General features: G+C 46.8%; 22 protein-coding genes and 1 riboswitch. Of the genes, 6 read left to right on the top strand and 16 right to left on the bottom strand.

Annotation, left to right across the window (positions count from 1 at the left end):
- Window positions 1-166 precede the first annotated feature (166 nt).
- From RGU72_RS20185 to RGU72_RS20150, 8 genes are all read right to left on the bottom strand, one after another.
- Window positions 167-496, bottom strand: a complete 330-nt coding sequence (locus RGU72_RS20185; RefSeq protein WP_322121451.1) for an antibiotic biosynthesis monooxygenase — start codon at window positions 494-496, stop codon at window positions 167-169.
- Between the two features lie 117 nt (window positions 497-613).
- On the bottom strand, window positions 614-2,017 hold the full coding sequence (locus RGU72_RS20180) for a sigma-54 dependent transcriptional regulator (protein WP_322121703.1): 1,404 nt from the start codon (window positions 2,015-2,017) through the stop codon (window positions 614-616).
- Between the two features lie 183 nt (window positions 2,018-2,200).
- Window positions 2,201-4,261 carry an ATP-binding protein gene (locus RGU72_RS20175; RefSeq protein ID WP_322121450.1) on the bottom strand — a complete coding sequence of 687 codons (2,061 nt, stop codon included), beginning with the start codon at window positions 4,259-4,261 and terminating at the stop codon, window positions 2,201-2,203.
- Window positions 4,262-4,321: 60 nt separating this feature from the next.
- On the bottom strand, window positions 4,322-5,128 hold the full coding sequence (locus RGU72_RS20170) for an ABC transporter ATP-binding protein (RefSeq protein ID WP_322121449.1): 807 nt from the start codon (window positions 5,126-5,128) through the stop codon (window positions 4,322-4,324).
- Window position 5,129: 1 nt separating this feature from the next.
- Window positions 5,130-5,945, bottom strand: a complete 816-nt coding sequence (locus tag RGU72_RS20165) for an ABC transporter permease (RefSeq protein ID WP_322121448.1) — start codon at window positions 5,943-5,945, stop codon at window positions 5,130-5,132.
- A 117-nt stretch (window positions 5,946-6,062) separates the two neighbouring features.
- Entirely contained in the window at window positions 6,063-7,040 is a 978-nt protein-coding gene (locus RGU72_RS20160) for an ABC transporter substrate-binding protein (RefSeq protein WP_322121447.1), read from the bottom strand.
- 220 nt (window positions 7,041-7,260) lie between these two features.
- Window positions 7,261-8,568 carry a voltage-gated chloride channel family protein gene (locus RGU72_RS20155; protein WP_322121702.1) on the bottom strand — a complete coding sequence of 436 codons (1,308 nt, stop codon included), beginning with the start codon at window positions 8,566-8,568 and terminating at the stop codon, window positions 7,261-7,263.
- A 191-nt stretch (window positions 8,569-8,759) separates the two neighbouring features.
- A riboswitch (Fluoride riboswitch) is annotated at window positions 8,760-8,846 on the bottom strand.
- A gap of 112 nt (window positions 8,847-8,958) precedes the next feature.
- Complete coding sequence (locus RGU72_RS20150; RefSeq protein ID WP_322121446.1) at window positions 8,959-10,116, bottom strand: ABC transporter substrate-binding protein; 1,158 nt, start codon at window positions 10,114-10,116, stop codon at window positions 8,959-8,961.
- A 438-nt stretch (window positions 10,117-10,554) separates the two neighbouring features.
- On the opposite strand from RGU72_RS20150, the gene ffh reads away from it, so the two are divergent.
- Together ffh and RGU72_RS20140 are read left to right on the top strand one after the other, a co-directional pair.
- Window positions 10,555-11,925, top strand: a complete 1,371-nt coding sequence (ffh, locus tag RGU72_RS20145) for a signal recognition particle protein (protein ID WP_322121445.1) — start codon at window positions 10,555-10,557, stop codon at window positions 11,923-11,925.
- A 282-nt stretch (window positions 11,926-12,207) separates the two neighbouring features.
- Entirely contained in the window at window positions 12,208-12,588 is a 381-nt protein-coding gene (locus RGU72_RS20140) for an SWIB/MDM2 domain-containing protein (protein ID WP_322121444.1), read from the top strand.
- A gap of 242 nt (window positions 12,589-12,830) precedes the next feature.
- Here RGU72_RS20140 and RGU72_RS20135 read toward each other — a convergent pair whose 3' ends face one another.
- From RGU72_RS20135 to RGU72_RS20120, 4 genes are all read right to left on the bottom strand, one after another.
- Complete coding sequence (locus RGU72_RS20135; RefSeq protein ID WP_322121443.1) at window positions 12,831-13,523, bottom strand: hypothetical protein; 693 nt, start codon at window positions 13,521-13,523, stop codon at window positions 12,831-12,833.
- 10 nt (window positions 13,524-13,533) lie between these two features.
- On the bottom strand, window positions 13,534-14,202 hold the full coding sequence (locus RGU72_RS20130) for a hypothetical protein (RefSeq protein WP_322121442.1): 669 nt from the start codon (window positions 14,200-14,202) through the stop codon (window positions 13,534-13,536).
- A gap of 58 nt (window positions 14,203-14,260) precedes the next feature.
- Window positions 14,261-14,821, bottom strand: a complete 561-nt coding sequence (locus tag RGU72_RS20125) for a lytic transglycosylase domain-containing protein (RefSeq protein ID WP_322121701.1) — start codon at window positions 14,819-14,821, stop codon at window positions 14,261-14,263.
- Between the two features lie 165 nt (window positions 14,822-14,986).
- Entirely contained in the window at window positions 14,987-16,723 is a 1,737-nt protein-coding gene (locus RGU72_RS20120) for a proline--tRNA ligase (protein WP_322121441.1), read from the bottom strand.
- Window positions 16,724-17,051: 328 nt separating this feature from the next.
- Between RGU72_RS20120 and RGU72_RS20115 the strand changes: the two genes are divergently transcribed.
- Complete coding sequence (locus RGU72_RS20115) at window positions 17,052-17,681, top strand: RNA pyrophosphohydrolase (protein WP_416200140.1); 630 nt, start codon at window positions 17,052-17,054, stop codon at window positions 17,679-17,681.
- 20 nt (window positions 17,682-17,701) lie between these two features.
- A complete protein-coding gene (locus tag RGU72_RS20110) occupies window positions 17,702-18,247 on the top strand; it encodes a CNP1-like family protein (protein WP_322121440.1) in 546 nt (181 codons plus the stop codon).
- Window positions 18,248-18,735: 488 nt separating this feature from the next.
- Here RGU72_RS20110 and proB read toward each other — a convergent pair whose 3' ends face one another.
- The 4 genes from proB to rplU form a co-directional block, all read right to left on the bottom strand.
- Window positions 18,736-19,854, bottom strand: a complete 1,119-nt coding sequence (gene proB, locus RGU72_RS20105; protein WP_322121439.1) for a glutamate 5-kinase — start codon at window positions 19,852-19,854, stop codon at window positions 18,736-18,738.
- 102 nt (window positions 19,855-19,956) lie between these two features.
- Window positions 19,957-21,066 (bottom strand): GTPase ObgE, encoded by a 1,110-nt coding sequence (obgE, locus tag RGU72_RS20100; RefSeq protein WP_322121438.1) that lies wholly within the window; start codon window positions 21,064-21,066, stop codon window positions 19,957-19,959.
- A gap of 313 nt (window positions 21,067-21,379) precedes the next feature.
- Complete coding sequence (rpmA, locus tag RGU72_RS20095; RefSeq protein WP_322121437.1) at window positions 21,380-21,637, bottom strand: 50S ribosomal protein L27; 258 nt, start codon at window positions 21,635-21,637, stop codon at window positions 21,380-21,382.
- A gap of 37 nt (window positions 21,638-21,674) precedes the next feature.
- Window positions 21,675-21,986 (bottom strand): 50S ribosomal protein L21, encoded by a 312-nt coding sequence (gene rplU / locus RGU72_RS20090; RefSeq protein ID WP_262835192.1) that lies wholly within the window; start codon window positions 21,984-21,986, stop codon window positions 21,675-21,677.
- 365 nt (window positions 21,987-22,351) lie between these two features.
- Between rplU and ispB the strand changes: the two genes are divergently transcribed.
- The gene (ispB, locus tag RGU72_RS20085) at window positions 22,352-23,281 is read left to right on the top strand and encodes an octaprenyl diphosphate synthase (RefSeq protein ID WP_416200170.1); all 930 of its coding nucleotides are present in this window, start codon (window positions 22,352-22,354) and stop codon (window positions 23,279-23,281) included.
- 196 nt (window positions 23,282-23,477) lie between these two features.
- On the top strand, window positions 23,478-25,205 hold the full coding sequence (gene pilB / locus RGU72_RS20080) for a type IV-A pilus assembly ATPase PilB (protein ID WP_322121435.1): 1,728 nt from the start codon (window positions 23,478-23,480) through the stop codon (window positions 25,203-25,205).
- Window positions 25,206-25,214: the final 9 nt, after the last annotated feature.

The following is a 25,214-nucleotide window of genomic DNA, read 5'->3' as shown; positions in this document are numbered from 1 at the left end:
TTGCAAGCCGTCCAATAATATCCTCTAAAAACTCTTGAAGGAAGGCGGAGCGCAGGCTGCAAAACTATTTGTTCGTGGCTTCTGCGCAGGCGGGAATAGCATTGAAGGAGCCTAGCCTAATTTCATTTTGAGTCAGTCATGAATGAAGCACTGTTTTAGCACCACCTTAATGATTCACAAATCCAGCAGTTGGATGTGGAATTAATCCGTCGCCATAAGCACGCAAGACTTGAGCAATAACCACTTGATAACCGTCCAGCCAGCTGGCTTGCGCGGCTTTTGCCTCCAGATGTTTGGGATGCTGCATCAATGCATGTAAGCCGTCCATGGTCTCCCAATAATAGACATTAGAAATTTGTCCGGTCGCTACATTCTCCCAAGCCTCTTCCCCTATATAGCCCGTAGTTTGTTTGGCGACTTCGGCAATCGCTTGATCCAGCGCATAAAACTCTGCGTCGTACTGCTTTTTATTAAAGATAAATGTAGCTGAATACATCTGAATCCTCTGGCGGACAAAGTATAGGAAGGGTCGAACCTTAGCGAGCGAGGATTGTAGGATATTTATTTAGAGTGAGGTAATTTTTTACCGCTATGGATGGGCATTACAGCTATATCAATCAGCAGCAGGCTTAAACGACAACTGATATTTTTTCAGTTTGTCATACAGCGTTTTTTTCGGAATCCCTAACTGCTCCGCCGCCGAAGCGACATTGCCGTCTTGCTGTTGCAAGGCTTGCTGGATCAGCGTCGCCTCAAACTCCTCTATGCGTTTTGGCAGAGCATCACTTATATTCAAATTCGCGTTCAAATTTATGTTCGAATTTGCAGTAGAAATTTTGGTCAATGGCGCATCGCTAGCGTTCAGATTATCCTGATTGACGTGCATCAGGTTTATATCAGCGACTCCCAGCACTAATTTATCCGCAAAGTTGCGCAGCTCACGCACATTACCGGGCCAGTCGCGCTGCTGCCATTGCAGCATCTGCGCAGTAGGAATCAGCGGTGCAGCTTGCTGGTACCGGATCGCTGCCAACTTTAGGAAATGCGCCAGCAGTAAGGGAATATCCTCGCGGCGTTCATTCAGACGTGGCAGCTCCAGACTGACGACACTGATGCGGTAATACAAATCTTCGCGGAACTTAGATTCTGCGCTCAATTGCAACAAATCTAATTTGCTGGCGGCGATGATGCGGCAATCCAACGTAATTTGTGCATTACCACCCAGTCGCTCCAGCTTGCGCTCTTGTAGCACACGCAAGAGTTTGACCTGCAAAGCCAGCGGCATACTTTCGATTTCATCCAGAAAAATAGTGCCGCCGTTAGCATATTCCAGCTTACCGATGCGACGCTTTTGGGCGCTGGTGAAAGCACCCGCCTCATGACCGAACATTTCACTCTCAAACATCGACTCGGGCAATGCACCGCAATTGATGGCGACAAATTCGCCCGTACGTCCGCTGGCCAGATGCAATTGCTGGGCGACGACTTCTTTGCCGGTACCCGTCGCGCCGTTGATCAATACATCGGCCTGAGTCGGGCCTATCGTTCGGATAAATTTGCGCACCTGCTCAATCGCGGCGGTTTGCCCGATCAACTCTGGTACCACAGACTGGCTAACAACTTGTTGCTTGAGCTTGCGATTGTCCATGACCAGGCGGCGCTTCTCTTGCGCGCGCAAACAGGTGTTTAATAAGCGATCAGCCGCAAACGGTTTTTCGATAAAGTCATACGCACCATTGCGCATTGCCGCCACCGCCATACTGACATCGCCGTGACCCGTAATCAAAATCACAGGCAAATCAGCATCCAGTGCCGCCACTTGTGCCAGTACGTCTAAACCTGATTGACCAGGCAAGCGCACATCCGTCACAACAATCCCGCTAAATTCTGGCTGCAAATAAATCTGTGCCGCCTCGGCACTAGCGCATGCATGTACTTGAAACCCGCCCAACTCCAAGGTCTGTGCAGTTGCCAGACGAACCGCTTGCTCGTCTTCAATCAAGATGGCTTTTAACATGCTATCGACGTTTATCACACCTGACTCCCAAACTAAAAACCTTGAGGAAAACCATATACTCCCCTATTTTTTACGGAAATAATTCTGATTGTCCATATTATTATTGGACACTTTAAATATACATAGTAGGAGTATTAATTTACATCTTTATTAATGTATCTATATCTATGCTCTGGGGAAGGTCTAGACCCGCCCCATCCAGCGCGGGATTTTGACCGTAAATTCTGCCCCGCCTTGCAAGCGGTTTTCAGCACAAAGACTCCCGTTCATCGCCTGCACTATCGAGGATGAAATCGCCAGCCCCAGACCCAAGCCCTGCTCTGATGCTTTGGTGGTAAAAAACGGCTCAAACAAATGCTGTATCACCTGCTCTGGCAAACCCGTCCCAGTATCAATAATACGGATAATCGCGTCCTGCTCATCAGCTTCCAGCAAGACGCTGACTTGTGTTGGCCCATGCTGACTATATTCAATCTCCTGCTGCCGCTGCATTTTTTGCACGACAGAATCCAAGGCATTGCGCATCAGATTAATCAGTACTTGCTCGATTCTGACTGCGTCACCCAATACCAGCAAACCGGTTTGCGACGATAAGAGTAAAGCGACGTTTTGTCGCTCAAACTCACTTTGCATTAATAGCGCCGCTGCTTTTAATGACACGGCAAGGTCAACCTCAGCAACGGCCTCGGGACTTTTTCTGGCGAAACCTTTTAGCTGGCTGATAATCGCGCCCATTCTGGCACTGGCATCGCTGATATGTTGAAGATTCTCGTTGGCCTGCGGTACTTTGCCACGCGCCAGGAAGGTCATTGCATTATCAGCGAAGGCGCGGATAGCCGTCAGCGGTTGATTCAGCTCATGCGTCATGCCGGCGGCCATCTGCCCTAGCATCGCCAGCTTACCGGTTTGTACCATCTCGTCTTGGGTGGATCGCAGCAGATTTTCGGCATCTTGCAACTTGCTGTACTTGGTCGCCAACTGCGCATTGGCATGGGTCAGTTCTTGCGTGCGTAGCGCGATGCGCTGCTCCAGATCATCGGCCGCTTGCTGTAAAGCGCTCTGCAACTCTTGCCGCGCTAGGTGTCTTTCATCCAGACGTCGTCGCCGCTGATGAAACACCGCTGCCGCAGTTGCGAGCAAAATCAGCAAAAGAAAAGCCACCAGCGCGGCCTGAATACCGGCACGGCGGATGGTAGACTCCGACGGAAACAGCATCAATTGCCAGGACAAACGACCTATAGGGCGAGTGACGTAGTTACTTTGCACCTTACTTTGCACCTTACTTTTCACGTCACTCAGTTCATCACGAGAAGACTCACCAAGCTGACCAATATCAGCCCGCTCGGACTTGGGCAAACTGGCAAGTGAGGCAATTGGCTTGCCGCCATATTGCAGGGTCTGCGCAATCAATCTCTGCACATCGTCATTCAGCGTTTGCAAACTATGGTATTGCCAAGCTGGACGATTGCTTAAAAAAATCACGCCATGCTGGTCGCTCAAGGCAATCGGCTCTTCACTGCTACGCCAGGCTTTTTCAAATTCGGTAAGACTAATCTTGACGGCGATGACACCAATGGGAGTGTGTTTAGGCGAACTATCGAGATTGTGAACAGCAGAGCGGATACGGTCCAGCTTTTTGCCGGCCAGTTGATGGGTATTTTCATCCGCGTTTTTATCCGTGCTTTCACCCACATTGTCATCCCCACTACCATCTCCAAATACCGGTTGGGAGATAAAATATCCGGGGACGCTGGTGGTATTGCCGATCGCATAAAAATGTCCGGTACCGCCCTGTATTGCCTCTTTAAAATACGGACGAAAACTAAAATTCTGCCCCATAAAACTTTGCGGCGTATCCCAATTGCTAGCAGCAATGGTGTTACCGTTTTTATCCATCAGATAAATCGCTGCGAGCTTGGATTGCTGTTGAATGTCTTTCAGCGCTGCATGAAATTGTGCCAGCTTCTGCGCATCGCCGGGCGTCGCCAGGATTTGCGCGGCCAAAGGCAGATACGCTAATGCGTACGGCAAGGTTTCGTAACGCTCAAGCACCGATTCCAGATCGAGGGAGATGATCTGCAAATGCCGGTCTCCGGCGGAGCGGATTTCTTCCCGTGCTTTGCCAGATGCCCACCAATATGCACCAAGGATAAACAGCACGGCACATATTAATAAGGCAAAGGCGACAACTACACTGCCAGATAGCAGCGTAGCTGGTTGATGCGAGTCAGATGTACGTCGCATTGGGATGAGTTCGCCTGATGAAATGTGACGATATAGTTTTAAGAGATTAACTTTAAAAGTTTAATCGACTACCGCCATTTTCAGCTCATCCGTGTGATGGCGTTGCTGCTCTTCCATCACCAGTTGGCCTAACTCACGTTTAAGCAGATTGAACTCGGCAGAAGACGGATCACGCAAACGTGGTAACTCCACCATCAGGTCGCGTTTGACCGTACCGGGACGATAGGTCATGACGACAATCCGATCCGCCAGATAAATCGCTTCTTCTATGCTATGCGTGACAAAAATAATCGTCTTTTTTAGCTCAGACCAGATGCGTAACAACTCATCTTGCAAATTACGGCGGGTCAAGGCATCCAGCGCACCGAATGGCTCATCCATCAACATGATGGGCGAATCTAATGCCAGTACGCGGGCAATCGCTACCCGCTGACGCATACCGCCAGACAGGTCTTTGGGGAAACGGCTTTTAAAATCACTTAAGCCCAGCATCGCTAATAAATCTGAGACTTTTTTCTGGATTTCTGACTTACTGACGCCTTTTATTTCTAGTCCAAATGCGATGTTTTTCTCTACCGTCATCCAAGGAAAAAGCGCGTACTCCTGGAATACCATGCCACGATCTGGCCCCGGCGCAGTGACTAACTTCCCTTCCGCTGTAATCGTCCCGCTGGTCGGCAAAGAGAAACCCGCTACCGCATTCAATAAAGTCGATTTGCCGCAACCCGATGGCCCCAGCAAACACACAAATTGGCCCTCTGGAATCTCTAATTGAATATCTTTGAGGGCGACCACCTCACGGTCACTAGTGGTGAAAATTTTATTCACCGCATTGACTTTGATCTGTACAGGATTTGGGCTTGTCATATTAATTCTCCAGACCACGGTGCCAGCGCAGCAAATGGTTATTCAGTTTGTTCATCGCCAGGTCAATTGCCAGGCCCAGCATACCGATACTGATCATGCCGGCAATAATTTTGTCCGACCAGAAATACTCACGCGCCTCTAAAATTCTAAAGCCCAGGCCATTATTAACCGCGATCATTTCTGACACGATCACAACGATAAAAGCGGTACCGATGCCGATACGCACACCCGACAAAATATACGGCACAGCGGCAGGCAACATGACTCGTAAGAACAAGGTTGTTTGGCTCGCCCCCAGATTGCGCGCTGCACGGATATAAATACCGTCAACATGACGTACGCCAGCAATCGTATTCATCAAAACAGGGAAAAATGCGCCGATCGCGATCAAAAATATCGCTGGTGGATTACCCAGTCCAAACCATAAAATCGACAAAGGAATATACGCAATCGGAGGGATAGGTCGCAGTACTTGCATTAAGGGATTCATCCAGGCATAGGCGCGCTGACTAGCACCCATCGCCAAACCTAACGGCAAGGCCAAACCAGCGCCGACCACAAAACCGACTACCACGCGGTACATACTGCCAATCGTATCGCGTATCAATTCACCCGATACCAGCCAACCCAGGCGCGACATCGTCGCCGGATCAAAGGCTTCCATAGGTGAGGCATACTCACACCACTTTTTTACCACAGCCCAAGGTGATGGCAGGACTTGTGGATTAACCCAACCCATCGTCGTGACCACATGCCAGAACAAAATTAAGACCGCAGGCACCACTAAGCCCGCGCCGATTTCACGCCATTTCTTCATATTGCTTCCTTATAGAGAAAATGCTGTCGATGAATGGCAAGCATCCATCGGAGACGATCATTGACGGCTAAGAGATACGGGCATTACTCCGGTTACCTTAGCCGTAACTATGTCAGCCTATTTGATATTAAGCGATTTTTTTGCAGCGTCGAGCAAATCGGTCTTGACCCAATCTTTGGCGACGGGTGGCTTTGCCATTTTGCCGACGCCATATTTTTGCATCAGATCCGTAGTGATCTGGATATGCTCTGGCGTGACATCGTAGGAATAAGGAGAATTGCCAATCGCGTTGACAAAATCTTCTTTTGTGATTTGTCCTTTGAAAATCGTTTCGCGGACATATTTTTCGGCCAGGTCTTTGTTATCGATAAAGGTTTTAGTCGCCTCTACAAAACAGCGCATAAATTTTTCTGCGAGTGGGCGGTTCTCTTTATAGAATTTTTCTGTCATGACCATCGTGCGTACTGGCTCACCAATTGGTGTGTCGTAAGGTTTGATCAGTTCTGCACCAAAACCTTTGTTAATTGCTTGCGCCGAATATGGTTCAGATTGCATGATGGCATCGACATTTTTACCAAGCAAAGCTTGATTCAAATCAGGAAAGCCAAGATAAATAATCTGCACATCTTTGCCCGGTTGATCAGAATAACTTAAGCCATTTTGCGACAACTCTGCCGCCAGCAAAATATCCTGAATACCACCACGGGTAACGCCGACTTTTTTACCTTTTAATTCTTTAACGGTTTTAATTCCCAAGTCAGGACGTGTCACCAAACGTGCACCACCTTTGGCAAATCCAGCAACGATATAGATAGGTGCACCGCTGGCTCTGGCAGAGATCACAGCTTCAGACGACACAGCGGCCACATCCAGTTCGCCAGCGATCACTGCTTGCATCGCATCGAGGCCTTTGGGGAATACTTTTTCATCGACTTTGATACCGCATTTTGGCGCGATCTCTTTGATATAAGACACTGCACCGTAATGAGCAAATTTGAGATTACCCAATCGCACAACATCTTCTGCCTGAGCGGCGCCGGCGAATGCAGCAGAAATGGATAAAACGAGGGACGTGACGATAGCTTTTTTAAACATGATGGTCTCCTGACTATTATTGATTTGTACAACGGGTATAGCAGACTTTGTGCCAGCTTCGATTATTTTGCAAGTCATTGATTTTTATCATCTTGGTCGGGCTAGTTACCCGGATTATTCTGACGAACCAGAATAATCTGGAGCTAAAACGAAAAAGTTTGCCGTTTTTCGCACAGACACAAATTGAATTCAATTTAGAACACAAACGCGAGATAGCTTATCAGGGCTTATTCTTTTTTGATGTTGTGACGAGATCCTTGGCCTGATTGTGAAACTCACTAAGTTTCACCGGCCTCGCTCCCGCAGCTGCATCCAGGTTAGCATGCAAATGTTTTGCCTGTCCCACGCGTTGCGAGCGATAAATGCCGGTGTGTCCTGAGAACAAATAACTGACCACACAGGCAATCCCCGCATACACGCCAACCTCGGCACCAAATAGCTCCATCGCCATTAAAGTAGAAGCAATCGGCGTATTCGCAGCACCGGCAAATACCGCGACAAAACCAACGCCTGCCAATAAAGGGAAAGGCATATTCAGTAGTGGCGCAAGCGCATTTCCCAACGTAGCACCGATATAAAACAGTGGTGTAACCTCGCCACCCTTAAAGCCAGTTCCCAGCGACACAATGGTAAATAGCATCTTGGCAGCAAAATCATAAGACGCTAAAGGATGCTGAAAAGCCTCTACGATAGTGGGAATACCCAAGCCTATATAACGATCTACCCGGCTATCGCTACCCAACAACCAGAACGCAGCAGCGATCACTACACCACCAATAAAAGGTCGCAGCGGCGCGTAGTGAATCAGCCGCTTCATCAAGGCACTTAGACTATGGGTTGCATCTGCAAATATTTTCCCGGCCAATCCAAACAGTATTCCTGCGATTAGCATCGCGACCAATCCCCAGGCGGATATAGCGGGGATAAAAGGAATCGCATAATACGTATGGTGTATGTCCAAAATTGGCCCCCAAAGCAAACCTACCTGGTCAGCCACGATAGCCGCCACCAGACAAGGCAAAATCGCGTCGTAACGCAAGCGACCAATCGCCAACACTTCTAATCCAAAAATCGCACCGGCTAAAGGCGTCCCAAATACCGAAGCGAAACCTGCGCTGATGCCTGCCATTAAAATAATCCGGCGGTCTTCGTGTTTAAGTTTGAATAGCTGTGTTAATTGATCCGCCAGAGCACCGCCCATTTGTACCGCCGTACCCTCGCGTCCGACAGAGGCGCCAAACAAATGTGACACTACTGTGCCAGCTAGTACCAACGGTGCCATACGCAATGGAATCAGTTTTTTAGGATCATGGATTTCATCGATCAAGAGATTATTACCAGCCTCTACCTGCTGCCCCAATTTGAGATACAGCCAACCTACAACAAAACCAGCCACAGGCAATAAAGCAATCAGCCAGCGGTGTGTCAGCCGGGTATTGGTAGCCCACTCCAGCGCGAACAGAAAAAAAGCAGATGCCGTCCCTGCCAGCGCCGCGACTGCGGTGGCCAATAAAATCCATTTGACCATGTAAGGCACGATCGCCAGTTGCTCAATCGGGCGAGATGAATTAATACTTTGAAGAGATTTCGGAGGTCTGGTTTGTTTTGAGGTTTTCATGCGAATCCTGTTATATCTTTATCTTGGACTATAAGACAAAACCGGATCAATTGAAAATCGCTGTGTTGACTATGCGCCTACACCTTCCCAATTGATCAGGGACAAATGTAGGCATCATTAGCACTAGGGTGTGTTGACCTAAAGCGGTTAGCGAAAAATGCAGGAGGAATGCCATCTCCGAGCGTGAATTCTAACGCATCATTTCTTCTATATCTTTGCTATTAGCGACGAAAATAAAGCTTGTATCATTAAGCGAGGATTTCAGCGCTACGACAAAACTTCATTTTCCAAAACCAAGGCTTAGCGAAGGAACTTGCCGTCTTTGCTGATGATCGTCAACTCTACAAATTCGCTACCACTGTGATTTTGGTCGGTGTAACTTAGCACTACTCCACCAAGATCAAAACGACGCATTGATTCTAAAGCGCGAATCAAACTATCACGTGTCAAGTTACGACCCGCACGACGTAAAGCCTCCACCATCACTTTAGCGCCGACAAACCCCTCCATTGAGGCATAAGAAGAATTGACGCCCTGCGGAGCAGCTATCTCTTTAAATTCCTGTCCTAGCTTGGTAGAGGTCGAATTAGGTGCAGGCATAATTTGCGACACAATAATGCCAGCACTAGCCTTGCCCAGAGCCTCGACAAAGGATTGAGAGGAGTTGTTGGATAAGGTCATGATTTGCACAGCATTGCCTTGTGCACGAACGGCTTTAATGATGTCTACCGTAGTCGTTGCAGAACCGACGATAATCAAGGCCTTTGCTTTACTTTGGTTCAACGTAGCTACGACAGCAGCAACATCAGGTTTTGTGCGATCGTATTTGAAGACGATTGCTGGTGTCAGATTGTATTTCGCCATTGCATGATTAAAACCGATCAATCCATCATTGCCAAAACTATCGTCTACATGCAATACGCCGATCTCTTTGATACCCACCGTATTAAACTGTTCCACACCTCGCGTGACCTCATCCCGGTATTTGGCGCGGACATTGAAGACATAGCGGTTATTCGGTGTATGAAATAAGGTCGCACCCGTGCTTGGTGCAATCAGGGGGATTTTATTTTCAGCCAATAGGGGCAACAAAGCCTCGGTATGTGGCGTACCGCGCGACTGAAACAGAGCAAACACATGTTCTGTTTTGATTAATGTCCCGGCATTACCGGCGGCAAGCGCTGGCTCAAACTTATCATCGAGTGTGCGGACTTCGATCTTTCGCCCGTTCACGCCACCATTTTTATTGATGTAAGCAAAATAGGCATTTGCGCCTGCATTCATCTCTTTAACGGGCCCGGCAATTTGCCCTGTCAAACCAACCGTCTGCCCCAGTAAAATCGTGCTCTCACTTACGCCATCTTCGGCATAGGCAAGACCGCCAGCACCCAGCGTTGAGGACACCAAAGCCAGGGATGCGCACAGCCTGGCCGAAAAATACCATGTAGATCGCAGCATATTTGTCTCCTGTTATGAGAGAAAATTTCCTCGACATGAGTGAAATGAACTCTCTTTTTTATATTTTATTTTTTGTGTTTAAGTGTAATTAGCTAGGTTTGAGTTTTTTGACACATCTGTTTGAATTCAAACACTCGCACTGCCTTACACAATATTAGGCAATATTGAACAGCAATCAAACCCCGCAATACACCGCTAGGATTAAACAGGACAAAACCATGTCCAACATCGGTAATACTACGCATCGGTGTTTAATCTTAGGCAACTACACCGTACTATTTGGGATTTTTACAAGTTGTACGAAGGGTTTGCCGCCCTATTCCAGAATTGGAACAAGCAGAACGCTCGATCAGGTAAAATGCTAGCCTGATTAGCGCACCCGAATTTCGCTCTAAATGTTGCTGCATCCATAATTTATCTGAAAATTAAATCTCATCCATGCTCGATAATCTGACCCAACGCCTTGCCAAAGTGGTGAAAACCATGCGCGGCGAAGCTCGTTTAACTGAATCCAATACCGCCGAGATGTTGCGCGAAGTACGTATGGCTTTACTGGAGGCCGACGTTGCCTTGCCTGCGGTGCGTGATTTAATCGCCCGCGTCAAAGAAAAAGCCTTGGGCGAAGAGGTCATCAGTTCGCTCACGCCGGGCCAGGCGCTGGTCGGCGTGGTGCAAAAGGAATTGGCAAGCTTAATGGGTGCCGATCTCGGCCCCGAAGCCTATCAACTCAGCTTTGCGACCCAACCTCCGGCAATTATTTTGATGGCAGGTTTGCAAGGTGCCGGTAAAACGACCACAGTCGGTAAACTCGCTAAATTTTTACGCGAGCAAAAAAAGAAAAAAGTTTTAACCGTCTCTGCCGACGTGTATCGCCCGGCTGCGATTGGTCAGCTACAAACTGTGACTGCGCAAGTAGGCGCTGACTTCTTCCCGACGCTGCCGACCGACAAGCCAGTTGATATCGCTTTAGCTGCGCTGGATTTTGCAAAAAAGCATTACCACGATGTGCTGATTATTGATACCGCCGGTCGTCTGGGTATTGATGAAGCAATGATGCAAGAAATCTCCGCGATACATGCCGCGGTCAAGCCAATAGAAACCCTGTTCGTGGTCGATGCCATGCTTGGCCAAGATGCGGTCAATACGGCAAAAGCCTTTAACGATGCTTTGCCCCTAACCGGTATCGTACTGACCAAACTAGATGGCGATTCGCGCGGTGGTGCTGCATTGTCGGTACGTCATATCACTGGCAAACCAATTAAATTTGCGGGTGTAGCGGAAAAACTAGATGGCTTAGAAGCCTTCGATCCAGTCCGCATGGCGAACCGTATTTTGGGCATGGGCGATATTCTGGCATTGGTCGAATCCGCTCAAAAAGGCATGGACGTCGCTGCAGCACAAGATCTGGCGCACAAGATCAAAGGTGGCGGTAAGTTTGATATGAATGACTTCAAGCTACAGCTATCGCAAATGAAAAAGATGGGCGGTTTGTCCAATTTGATGGACAAACTGCCTGCGCAAATGCAGCAAGCTGCGAGTGGCGCGAATATGGATCAGGCAGAAAAAAGTGTGCGTCGCATGGAAGGTATGATCAATTCCATGACGCCAAGAGAAAGAGCAAAACCAGATCTGATCAAAGCATCGCGCAAACGCCGGATTGCAATGGGTGCAGGCGTCCAGATTCAAGAAGTCAACCGCATGCTAGCCCAATTTGAACAAATGCAAAGCATGATGAAAAAGCTGCAAGGCGGCGGCATGATGAAGATGATGCGCAGCATGAAAGGCATGATGCCGGGCAAATCGAGATAAGCGCAAAAGCAATACCAGCGCTCTATGGTGCTCTATGGCGCCCTCTGCTAACCCCGACACAAACAGTAACACCGCAAGACTACAGACCGAATACCGCCCTGAAAATATGTAAATTTAAGGCGTGATTCGGTTTTTTTCACTCTACAGCACTGCACTCTGCTAATTACGACACATTTTATACAAAAAGCCACAAAAAACACTTGCATCACTCTGCAAAGCGCACCACTATTAGCGATGCGTGAAACGGCGCATTTTCCAAGATACTTGTGAAGGAGCCTCAATATGGCAACAGCAGCAAAAAAACCAGTGGCAAAAAAACCAGCAGCGCCAGCAGCAGTTAAAAAAGTAGCAGCACCTAAGGCCGCACCAGCAGCTAAAGTGGCTAAAGCAGCTAAGGCAGACGCACCTGCACGTAAGCCAAATGCAGCATTTATGAAACCAATGACGATCTCGCCAACTTTGGCAGCAGTCATCGGCGCAGCGCCGATTCCTCGTACTGAAGTCACTAAAAAAGTATGGGAATACATCAAGAAGCACAAGCTGCAAGATGAAGCAAACAAACGCAACATCAATGCAGATGACAAATTGAAAGCTGTCTTCGGCGGCAAAGCTCAAGTCTCTATGTTTGAAATGACAAAGTTGATTTCCGGTCACCTGTCTTAATTTGACCGCAGTCGTTTTGGGCGACTTATTGGCGTATTGCAAGCTTCATCGCAATCCCAATCCCAAACAAAAAAGCCCGCATCGCGCGGGCTTTTTTGTTTTTAATAAGAAAATACTCGGGTAGGGTATTTGTTAATTGTCCATATAATATTTGGACAATCAGGCATATGTTTAAAAAAATAACGGGGAGTATATTCAATCCACCCCTTCCGAGCCCGATCTCCGCTACTTAGATTGATCGCCTACAAATTGCCACAAGTTACTGGCACCGCGGCCAACTCATTGCCAATGATTTCTCCTGGTTTTCTGTGCAATATGCAGTAAGTCCCATATGGCGTAATAACTTTGGTGACTGGGCGACCATCGCCTAGGAGCACACGCTCTTCGTGATAGCCCTCTCTTTGCGTGGTCGCTGCCGCCGCGATATTTTGCGCCAGCTTACTCATCGGAGATGCGGGTGGTTTTAGGGTAACGCGATCACGGGCTTCAAAATCGGTTTTTAATCCCTTGGTGATGTTAGTTATATCGGTGTTGAGGCCTTTATCAACCATCGCCTGACTTGCTGGTGCTGTGGGCATTGCTTGGCTCTCAGTCGCTATCATTAGTGTATTGACAGGTGCAGTAGTTGTTTTGGTCTTAGCGATCTTCTCGTTTTTGATGACAGTAACCGAGGATGCGATTATTTTTTGCTCATGATGTTTTAGTACATTCTCTTGCGCGTTGAAAACTGGCTTGCTCTCTGACTCATGCACATCTTTTTTCTGAGGCACCACTAATGCATTGCCAGGAATCAGAAGCACAAAAAGTGCAGATAATTGCTCGTTCGCTTTTTTATGAGCCGTCGTGTCCGTCCATACAAAAAATAAAGCACCATGGATTGCGGCAATCAATAGTAAGTAGGGCCAGCGCAGTGGTTTTGTAAGATTTAAATCCAAAGCGCCTCCTTTATAAATTACCGCAATTAACCACTCTGGAAACTTCTCGCGCAATGATTGTGCTGCCACCGGCTGCGTTAGCGGCGATCACACAATAGGTACCGCTGGGTGTAATCATTTTGGTGATACGAGTACCGTCTGGCATCACAAAATTCTGTGCGGAGGTGTCTCGCGGTCTCGCTGCCGCTGCCACATTATTTGCAAAAGCAATGAAAGAAGATGCGGCGGGCCTGGCAGGGAATTGGGTGGGACGTTGCTCTGCTAACAGATCCTTACTGATCCTACGTACATCTAAATTAAGCTTAGTCTCTGAGCTGATCGCCGGATTAGTAGTCGACGTAATCGGCGCAATCGGCGTATTCGCCAGACTTTCGTCTGTGATCGGTATAGAAATATTTTGCGATGCTGATGGCTTCGCTAAATCTTTTTTAGATGGATTATTTTTTGGGTCAATCGGTAATATCGGCTTAATCTGGCGGGAATTCGCTACCGGTGGTAGTTGATTTAAGGGCGGAAGAGATGTGGGCTGGAGCAGTAATTGAATTACCAGCTCCGTCAATGCTGGCTTTTTTTCATGCCGTGGTTCTGCTTTTGGCCACAAAAAGAGAAAGGCAATATGCACTCCGATAATGACTAAAAACCACGTCCAGCGTACCGGATTTTTTTCATTTAAACGCAATGCTTCACCTTTTTTTAGTCCATTTTTATTCCAGCTCCATACTTGTCTGACTTCTTTTTTAGTTTTTAGTTGCGTCTTTTTTGTACTCCCAATTCTTCCAATTAGCTAATACCGCATTCGGATATTCCGGGCGTCCACGGCTACCGTTATAGCGCCCTAAAGCAAGATATAAATTGCCTGCTTCCATATCAATATACAAGCGGAGAATCGAGCAACCATAGCGTAGATTGGTTTGCATCTGGAATAGCTTTTGTGCGTCACCGTCACCAATCGTCTTCGACCAAAACGGCATGACCTGCATAAAGCCGCGGGCGCCGACCACCGATGTCGCGTATTTACGAAAAGCGGATTCGACCTGGATCAGTCCTAACACCATCGCCGGTTCTAGCCCTGCTCGTTTGGATTCGTACCATATCGCTTCCAGCAATTCTTGCCTTGTCTTCGCGTCAGGAATCCTGCGCTTAAGGCGGTCGGACATCTCGCCCAACCACAGCAAATAATCGATGCGCTCATTGATATTGTCGAAACTGGGTTTGGGCGGGCGCGAATCGGTAACGGCTTTGGACAAAGCCAGCCGTACCGAATCTGCCATCGCTTCTTCTTTCTGATTACCAGCCATTGCCGGACCGGCAACCAGAAAAGCACACAGACCAAACGCACTAAGCAAGCGACTCAAGAAACCAGATTTTCTATGAAAATTACCGATTTTTACAGGAGTATCATTAAAAACTGGCTTATTAAGCAGGAAAGATATGGACCTTATAAAATACTCCATCCTAATATCTTATTTCCCTTGAATCTTAGATTGGATAAACGCAAGCATCTCGGCAACAGGTAATTCGATCGCCTCTGCATCCCGACGACCTTTATATTCCAGCTTGCCTTCTTTCAGACCACGGTCACCAATCACGACACGGAGCGGCACGCCGATCAACTCCCAATCAGCGAACATCGCACCCGGGCGCTCGCCGCGGTCATCAAACATAACATCAACGCCTGCATCCAGCAAAGCTTGGTATAGCTTTTCTGCTTCTGCTTTGACGGCTTCACTTTTATCCATACCCATCGGGCAAAGTACGACTTCAAAAGGTGCCAGTGCCAACGGCCAGACTATGCCTTTTTCATCAAAATTTTGCTCAATCGCTGCACCCAAAATCCGGGTCACGCCGATGCCGTAAGAACCCATTTGTAAAAACTGCGGTTTGCCGTTTTCATCTAAGAAAGTGGCTTTCATATCTTGCGAATAACGCGTACCTAGTTGGAACACATGACCAACTTCAATCCCGCGCTGGATCGCTAATACACCTTTACCATCTGGAGAGGGGTCGCCAGCAACTACGTTACGCAAATCCGCGACCAAAGACTCTGACAAATCACGTTCCCAATTCACGCCGGTGTAATGGAAGTCTTCTTCATTCGCGCCACACACAAAATCCCCCATCATGGCGACGGTACGATCTGCCACAATGTTGACGGGTAATTTAGTGTTGATAGGTCCGAGATAGCCTGGCTTGGTTCCGAAATGCTCCACAATTTCATCTTCTGTGGCAAAGCGATAATTGGCTAAACCGGCGACTTTATTAGCTTTGATTTCATTCAAATCATGATCGCCGCGCAATAATAAGAGCCAGACTTGTTTAGTGATTTTTTCTTTTTCTTCTGTCTCGACTGTCAGCACAATCGATTTAACTGTGCGCTCCAGCGGGATATTCAACAGAGCTGCTACGTCTTCACACTTGGCCTTGCCTGGTGTCGCCGTTTTAGTCAGGACTTGTGTTGCAGCCTGACGTTGCGAGAACAAAGATACGGCCTCGGCAGCTTCCATATTCGCTGCGTAATCGGAGGTCGGGCAATACACCAAAGCATCTTCGCCGGTCTCTGCAATAACGTGAAATTCATGCGAGCCAGAGCCGCCAATCGCGCCGTTATCCGCAGCCACGGCGCGGAACTCTAAGCCAAAGCGGTTGAATACTCTGACATAAGCGTCATACATCGCTTGATAGGATTTTTTCATGCCTTCGACATCACGATCAAAAGAGTAGGCGTCTTTCATCGTAAATTCACGACCACGCATCAAACCAAAACGGGGGCGACGTTCATCACGAAACTTGGTTTGGATATGATAAAAATTCAGCGGCAGCTGGCGATAGGATTTGATGTCAGCGCGGGCAACGTCCGTCATTACTTCCTCCGACGTTGGCTGGATTACGAAGTCACGACCGTGCCGGTCTTTGACGCGCATCAGCTCCGGCCCCATTTTGTCCCAACGGCCAGTCTCTTGCCACAGCTCTGCAGGTTGCACCACGGGCATTAACATTTCAATCGCACCGGCACGATTCATCTCTTCGCGGACGATCGCTTCGACTTTGCGGATCACACGCAAACCCATCGGCATATAGTTATAAATACCGGAACCAAGACGTTTAATCATCCCGGCACGCATCATCAGTTTATGGCTGACGATTTCAGCATCGGCAGGAGCTTCTTTTAAAGTGGAAATAAAAAATCGTGTAGCGCGCATGACAATGATTCTTTTCAAAAATTGAGGGTTATAATCGACTCAATTTTAAAGGATTAGCTGACTAATGCGCCCACTGTTTACCAATTTGATGATGGAAAAACGCTTGATAGGTGTGAAATAAACCTGAAATCAGCGTTAGATCGATATGACATCGACGTGATATCGACAGAGTGACGACTTGAAGTGAAAAAAATGACGTTTTTATAAAATCAAAACGGCCAATTTTTTCTGTGTATTTACAAGCACTTTGTTGATTGGTGTCATAACAATTCCAATGACAAATTGGGGTAACAGAACGTTTAGTGGCAGAAAGTTTCGAGGTAAGATCATGCTAGATCGTGAAGGCTTCCGGCCTAACGTAGGCATTATATTGCTCAACGCCAACAACGAAGTTTGGTGGGGCAAACGGGTGCGAGAGCACTCCTGGCAGTTTCCGCAAGGCGGTATCAAATACGGAGAATCACCCGAGCAAGCGATGTTTCGCGAGCTGGAAGAAGAGACCGGTTTGTTGCCTGAGCATGTCAAAGTCATCGGTCGCACCCGCGACTGGCTGCGCTATGAGGTGCCCGATCATTTCATCAAACGTGAAATCCGTGGACATTACCGTGGGCAAAAACAAATATGGTTTTTGCTACGGATGCTGGGGCGCGATTGTGACGTTAATCTGCGTGCCAGCAATCATCCTGAGTTTGATGCCTGGCGCTGGCACGAGTATTGGGTGCCGCTGGACGTAGTGATTGAATTTAAACGGGGTGTTTATCAATTGGCTCTGCAGGAATTGTCGCGCTTTGTCCATCGTACTGAGCGCTTGGGAACTGCGCGCCAGGCTAATGGTCCCGCCAAGCTACAAGCCGGGTTAGATACCGTTTCAGACGCAGACAAAAGTGAGATCGAAATCGAGATCAAGATCGCTCCGGCAATAGTAGAGCTACCTGCTGCGCAAGATAAACCTGAGTGACTATGATGATGGCGCAAAAGATGACACAAACAACGACGCGAAAAATAACTTCACGCACTATGATCAAAAACTCGATGTTAGGTTTGATATTGATGGCTAGCTTGCTTGCACCTTTGCATGCGCAACCCATGGACGACGAGGATGCGGAGAAGGAGTGGAAAGAAGTTGCCTTGCAACTTCCTGAAGCGCCTCAGGCCACGAATCTGCTGCCGTTTTATAACAGTGATAATCAGGCATTTTCTGTCGATGCTAAATCGCTGACGATTACTAGCGATGGGATCGTCAGGTACACACTGGTATCGATCAGCAGTTCTGGTGCGAAGAATGTCAGTTACGAGGGAATTCGCTGCAGCACATACGAGAAAAAACTGTACGCATTCGGGCGCGCAGATGGCAGTTGGTCACGTTCTCGCCGCAATCAGTGGGATAGCATTCAAGCATTAGCAGCGAACAAACAACATTCGACTTTATTCACGGATTATTTTTGCGAGGGCAATACCATCGCAGGAAAAGCACCGGCAATGCTAGAACGGCTGAAAAAACGGCAACCACTGAAACCGCTTTAACTCCTTGAAGTCAACTTTGCAGTGGCTTTGTAGCCGCAACGGATAACCATTAATTACATACAGCTCTAGCATTTTTTGAGATGACGATAATCAGAACAATTAAATATACTCATCAGTAGTATATTTAATTGCCCAGAGAATCATTGGACAATAGAGCAATTTTTAACAAAATGAGGGGGAGTATATTAATACGCCCCCTCATTTTTTTCATTTCATTTTAAGTATCCGAAGAAATAGCGCCAGCAACCTACTAACATCCACATCTTCGTTTTACTTGATTCGCTTTCAGCTGAAACCAGATTAAACCGAGATTTTCCATTAGGATTTGAGTTGATGACGGATGGACTTTTCGAGGCAGTTTTGATGTGAGTTTGTCGTAAATAAGGCGCTCATCACCAGCCATGAGCAACGAAGAACGCCAAAAATGACCGAAAATGCGCCGCCAGCATTCAGATAGCACCTCTGGTGCGCCTAATGGAAAATCTTGGTTAAAGCAACACCATGTTGTCTCTATGGATCAATTCTGGCTCTTCCACAAAGCCAAGAATTTGTGCAATCTCGGTGGACGGGTGGCGCTTAATCCGGCGCGCTTCTGTGCTGGTGTAATTGCTGAGTCCGCGGGCAATTGCCTGCCCTGCTTCGTTATAACAAGTGACTACGGCACCTCGACCAAACTCACCTTTGACATCCAACACGCCGATAGGCAACAAAGATTTACCTTCGCGGCTCAATTTTTGAACTGCGCCAGCGTCTAATATCAATTGTCCGGCGGTTTGCAAATGATCTGCCATCCATTGCTTACGCGCTGCCAACGGTGCCATCTGAGAAATTAATTGCGTACCAATCGCCTCGCCCTGTGCCAGACGAATCAGAACATTCTCTTCACGTCCCCAGGCAATCACCGTATGCGCACCAGAACTAGCGCCGCGTTTGGCTGCCAGGATTTTAGTCAGCATACCGCCGCTTCCTAAGCTGGAACCAGCGCCGCCAGCCATGGCCTCCAATGCGGGATCGCCCGCTTTAGCTTCATGCACAAATTGCGCATCGGGATGTTTGCGCGGATCGGCAGTGTACAAACCTTTTTGATCTGTCAGAATAATCAGCGCGTCACCTTCAATCAAATTCGCTACCAATGCGCCCAAAGTGTCGTTGTCACCAAACTTGATTTCATCAGTGACGACCGTATCGTTTTCATTAATGATCGAGACGATGCCAAAACGCAGCAGCGTAAATAAGGTAGAGCGCGCATTCAGATAACGTTCGCGGTCCGCCAAGTCGGCGTGGGTCAGCAGAATCTGAGCGGTGCCTATACCATGTGCGCGAAAACTACTTTCATAAATTTGCGCGAGCCCCATCTGGCCGACTGCGGCACAGGCTTGTAATTCGTGAATGCCGGTCGGGCGCTTATCAAATCCTAGGCGCTGACGACCTTCAGCAATCGCACCGGAACTAACCAGCACAACCTCTTTGCCCATCTGTCGCAATTCTGCAATTTGCGCGGCCCACTTTTGTATCGCTTGATGGTCTAGCCCCTTACCATCGTTGGTCACTAGAGAAGAACCAACTTTGATGATAAGCCGCTTGGCTTGCTGGATGACAGAATGCATAGGTGTGCGCTACGAACAAAACTGTATGTGGAACGTCGCTGCGAGTGCAGCGACGACGGGGAATGAAGCTCAGCTAAAATTCAGTTGAAGTTCAGTTGAAACTCAATCAAGCACTTTAAAGCGAGGATCGTCAGGATCGATCGACAAAATGCCTTGCGCTTCTTCTTTCATCTGAGTCTCTTGCGAACGCTGTTCTTGCATGCGTTTTTCAGCAAGATAGGCGTAAATTTCAGTGACTAAATCTTCACAGCCTTCACGATTTAAGGCGGAAATCTCAAATACCGGACCTTTCCAGCCAAAACGTTTTACGAAGTCTTTGACTTTCTTTTTACGCTCTTCTTCGTTCAGCATATCGAGCTTATTCAACACTAACCAGCGCGGCTTCTCGTATAAAGATTCGTCGTATTTACGCAGTTCTTTGATCAACGCTTTTGCATCTTTGACCGGATCAACGCTATCATCAAATGGTGCCAGATCAACTATATGCAGTAGCAAACCAGTACGTTGTAAATGCTTTAAAAATTGGATACCCAGGCCAGCGCCATCCGCAGCGCCTTCGATCAAACCAGGGATGTCGGCAATCACAAAACTTTTTTCGTGGCTGACACGAACCATACCCAAATTAGGATGCAATGTCGTGAACGGATAATCAGCGATCTTAGGCCGTGCGTTCGATACTGCAGTAATAAACGTAGATTTACCGGCATTTGGCAAGCCGAGCAAACCAACGTCAGCCAGCACTTTCAGCTCTAAACGTAATTCACGACGTTCTCCTTCTTTGCCGTCACCACGTTGACGTGGCGCACGATTGGTAGATGATTTAAAGTGAATATTCCCCCATCCACCCTCGCCACCTTTGACCAATACAACTTGCTGCTCATGCTCGGTTAAATCAGCAATCAATTCGTCCGTATTTCGATCAATAATCAAGGTACCGACTGGCATACGTAGCAAAATATCGTCTGCACCTTTACCATAGCAATCTGCACCACGACCGTTTTCCCCATCGCGCGCTTTGTGTAATTTTGCGTAGCGAAAATCAACTAGCGTATTGATGTTGCGATCAGCTACCGCAATAATGCTGCCGCCCTTACCGCCATCACCGCCATCAGGGCCGCCAAATGGGCGGAATTTTTCACGACAGAAGGAGGCGACACCATTTCCGCCATCACCAGCAATCACTTCAATTCGTGCTTCGTCGATAAATTTCATTTGTTTCACCTATAAATTCGGCGCGCTTCGTTATAAATTAATTATTAATTCAATATCAATAGCGAATGCGCCTTAATCCTCTACCCTTGTCAAAAAAAGTAGCAGGAACTGTAGCTTGATGCTTAAAACCTGCCATTAAAACAAGCAATGCAAGACCACTTACTAAAAAGAGCTTGTATAAATCTTTGTGTAAACCGTGTTTAAAATACCGACAACAGATTTATACAGGATCTTTTGAAACTAAAAAGGCTCCACCAACGGCAGAGCCTTTTTCGTCAGGCTTACGCCTTATTGTACTGTCTGTAACGAGCTATTACGCTGCTACAACAATCGCGTATTGGTGCTGAGCTGCACCTTTGATTGCAAACTGTACTTTACCGTTGATCAATGCGAACAAAGTATGATCTTTGCCCATACCAACGTTTTCACCCGGGTGAACGCGTGTACCGCGTTGACGAATGATGATACCGCCAGCATTGATAGTTTGGCCGCCGTAAACTTTAACGCCTAAGCGTTTTGACTCTGAGTCACGACCATTTCGCGTGGTGCCGCCGCCTTTTTTGTGTGCCATTTATTAGCTCCTTGGGTTCTGATTAAATCAAACAGGATTAGCCGTTGATAGAAACGATTTGCAGTTCTGTGTAATTTTGGCGATGGCCTTGACGCTTTTGGTAATGCTTACGACGACGCATTTTGAAAATGCGCACTTTGTCGTGACGACCTTGCGAAATTACCGTAGCCAGCACCGTAGCACCTGCGACCAAGGGAGCACCAAATTTAATGGTGTCACCAGCGCCCAATGCGAGCACTTGATCAATGGTGATTTCGGAGCCAATGTCTGCAGGTATCTGTTCTACTTTAAGTTTTTCACCAGCGACAACTTTGTATTGTTTGCCACCGGTTTTTATGACCGCGTACATGTGAAACCTCATCAAATGATATTAATAATCGATTTTTTATTCCCCGAATAAACCAAAAATTAAGCTTATAAATCGGGAAAACCTCCAATTATACATAGACTTAGCTACGACGTCAAAACTTTCCTCAAATTGTCGCTGAGGCTGATAACCGCGGGCAATTCTTACAAATCAACGTCCAAATTAGAGCCTGCGTCAGCAAGTCGTTGCGGGAATAAGTCTCGTAGTGTTTCGGCCTGACGCGAAATCATCTTGGCATCGTATAATCTATGCTTATCTTAAGTACTCACACGCATTTTTTAGCAGGTACCGCCTTGTCTGCCACAACATCACGTCAAATAAGTATCACAGAATCCATCGCAACCGACATGACTGCGGTTAATCAGGTGATTCGAAATAAGCTTCACTCCGAAGTACCTTTAGTCAATCAGATTGCTGAATATATTATCAATGCTGGCGGCAAAAGAATACGCCCGGTGTTGGTATTGTTGGTTGCTAACGCCTATCAATATCGAGGCACTCAGCACCACGAACTAGCTGCAATTATTGAATTTATTCATACGGCAACCTTGTTGCACGATGACGTAGTTGATGAATCTTCTTTGCGTCGCGGGCGAAAAACTGCAAATGCCATGTTTGGTAATGCCGCCTCAGTGTTAGTTGGCGACTTCTTGTATTCCCGTGCTTTCCAAATGATGGTTTCAATTAATAGTATGCAAATCATGCAAATCCTGGCGGATGCAACAAATGTGATCGCAGAGGGTGAAGTATTACAGCTACTTAATATGCATGACCCCGATGTAAATGAAGAGCGCTATCTGCAAGTAATTCGCTCAAAAACTGCAAAATTATTTGAAGCAGCCGCACAAGTAGGCGCATTGATTGCTGGCGCAGACCCTATACAAATTGAGGCTGCCGCAGAATATGGCCGCTCCCTTGGAACAGCATTTCAGTTAATTGATGATGTACTGGATTATTCCGGTAACGCGGTTGATATTGGAAAAAACGTAGGCGACGATCTAAGGGAGGGGAAACCAACACTGCCCCTAATTTACTTAATGAAAAATGGTACCGACGAAGAAAAAAAGCTTGTCCGCAGCTGCATAGAACAAGGAGATGAATCCAAATTTGATGTGATACTCGAAGCAATCACTAAATCAGGTGCACTTGACTTTACGCGTGCAAAAGCAATAAAAGCTGCAGATCGTGCGATTCAATCTATCCAGCATCTCCAAGACAGTCAATACAAAGATGCATTATTAGCGCTTTGTAAATTTTCGGTTGATAGAAATCATTAATTTTTATTGATATGAAGATCGCGATATAAATTATTTAGGATGGGTTATTTTAAGCAGTTGTGCTTCTTTATATTTTTTTAGGCAAAATGCATCAAACAAATGATGTGCGCTCCTTTACAAAAGAGGTGCTTGGTTGCATTATCTTAAAGCAACGATAACATCGATTAATTTGAGCAAGAGCCCTATGTGAGATCTTATGTCAGCAGTTCTACCGAATACGACTCCAGCCTTACCAACCTCAGGACTTGCCAGAGCGCTAATCCAAGGTAATGTTTTGCCAGCATCACAAATAGATGACGTACAAAAAAAATCTCAGTTAGAAAAAAAACCCTTCGTTGACAGCTTACTGCAAAGCGGTCTAATCAACGCGAGAGATCTTGCTGCATTTTGTTCTGAAACATTTGGCTATCCTTTAGTCGATCTGGGCGTTTTTAATGAGGCGACCTTACCCGAAAAAATTGTTGATTCTAAATTGATGCAGACACAACGCATCGTAGCGTTAGCCAAGCGTGGTAATAAAATTTCTTTGGCTGTTTCCGACCCAACCAATGTCTCCGCTCAAGATCAAATTAAATTTCAAACGGGTTTAGGTATAGAAATTGTGGTTGTACAACACGATGCACTGCTTAAACTATTAGAAAAACTGAGTAAAACGTCGGAACAAAGCTTAAGTGATATATCCGGCGATGACTACGATATTGAATTTAAAGAGGAAGACATTAATACTGGCGCTGCTGATGCTCAGGCAGCCGAAGTTGACGATGCGCCAATCGTAAAATTTTTACAAAAAATGTTGATCGATGCGATCAATATGGGCGCCTCCGATTTACATTTTGAACCTTTTGAGAAATTCTATCGTATTCGGTTCAGGGTTGATGGAGAACTTCGTGAGATAGCACAGCCACCGATTGCAATTAAAGACAAGCTAGTTTCACGGATAAAAGTCATTTCTAAATTGGATATTTCTGAAAAGCGCGTTCCCCAAGATGGGCGTATGAAATTAGTTTTATCTGTGTCCAAAGCAATTGATTTTCGAGTGAGTACGCTGCCGACGCTATTTGGCGAAAAAATAGTTATGCGGATTTTGGATGGATCTCAAGCGCAAATGGGTATTGATGCGCTAGGTTACGATCCTGATCAAAAAGAGATTCTGATGAATGCCATACAACGTCCATATGGCATGGTATTAGTTACCGGACCGACAGGCTCAGGTAAAACCGTCTCTTTATATACTTGCCTTAACGTGATTAACAAACCGGGCATCAATATTTCAACCGCTGAAGATCCAGCTGAGATCAACTTACCAGGAGTCAATCAAGTTAATATCAACGACAGAGCGGGCTTAACATTTCCGGTCGCTTTAAAGTCATTCCTTCGACAAGATCCCGATGTCATTATGGTAGGTGAAATTCGTGACCTGGAAACTGCAGATATCGCGATCAAAGCGGCGCAAACTGGCCATATGGTTTTCTCAACCTTGCATACCAATGATGCCCCCTCTACCCTGACTCGTCTCATGAACATGGGCGTAGCACCGTTTAATATTGCATCTTCAGTCATTTTGATAACTGCGCAGAGATTAGCTAGACGTCTTTGCACCTGTAAAAAGCCTGCCGATGTATTAGACGAAGTTCTTCTTCAGGCTGGATTTAAAGATGAGGAGCTAGACGGAACTTGGAAACCTTACCATCCTGTAGGTTGTGAACGCTGCAGCGGTAGTGGCTACAAAGGACGAGTAGGCATTTATCAGATAATGCCAATTACTGAAGCAATTGAACGTATTATTCTTTCAAACGGCACATCGTTAGAAATTGAAAAACAATCCGAAAAAGAAGGTGTAAGAAGTCTTAGAAAATCTGGATTACAAAAAGTTAAGCAAGGACTCACAAGCTTGGAAGAAGTCCTAGGCTGTACCAACGAATAATGGGATAGC

This window comes from Undibacterium sp. 5I1 (assembly GCF_034314085.1).
GTDB lineage: Bacteria > Pseudomonadota > Gammaproteobacteria > Burkholderiales > Burkholderiaceae_D > Undibacterium.
This window is presented reverse-complemented; position numbering and strand designations above follow the sequence as displayed.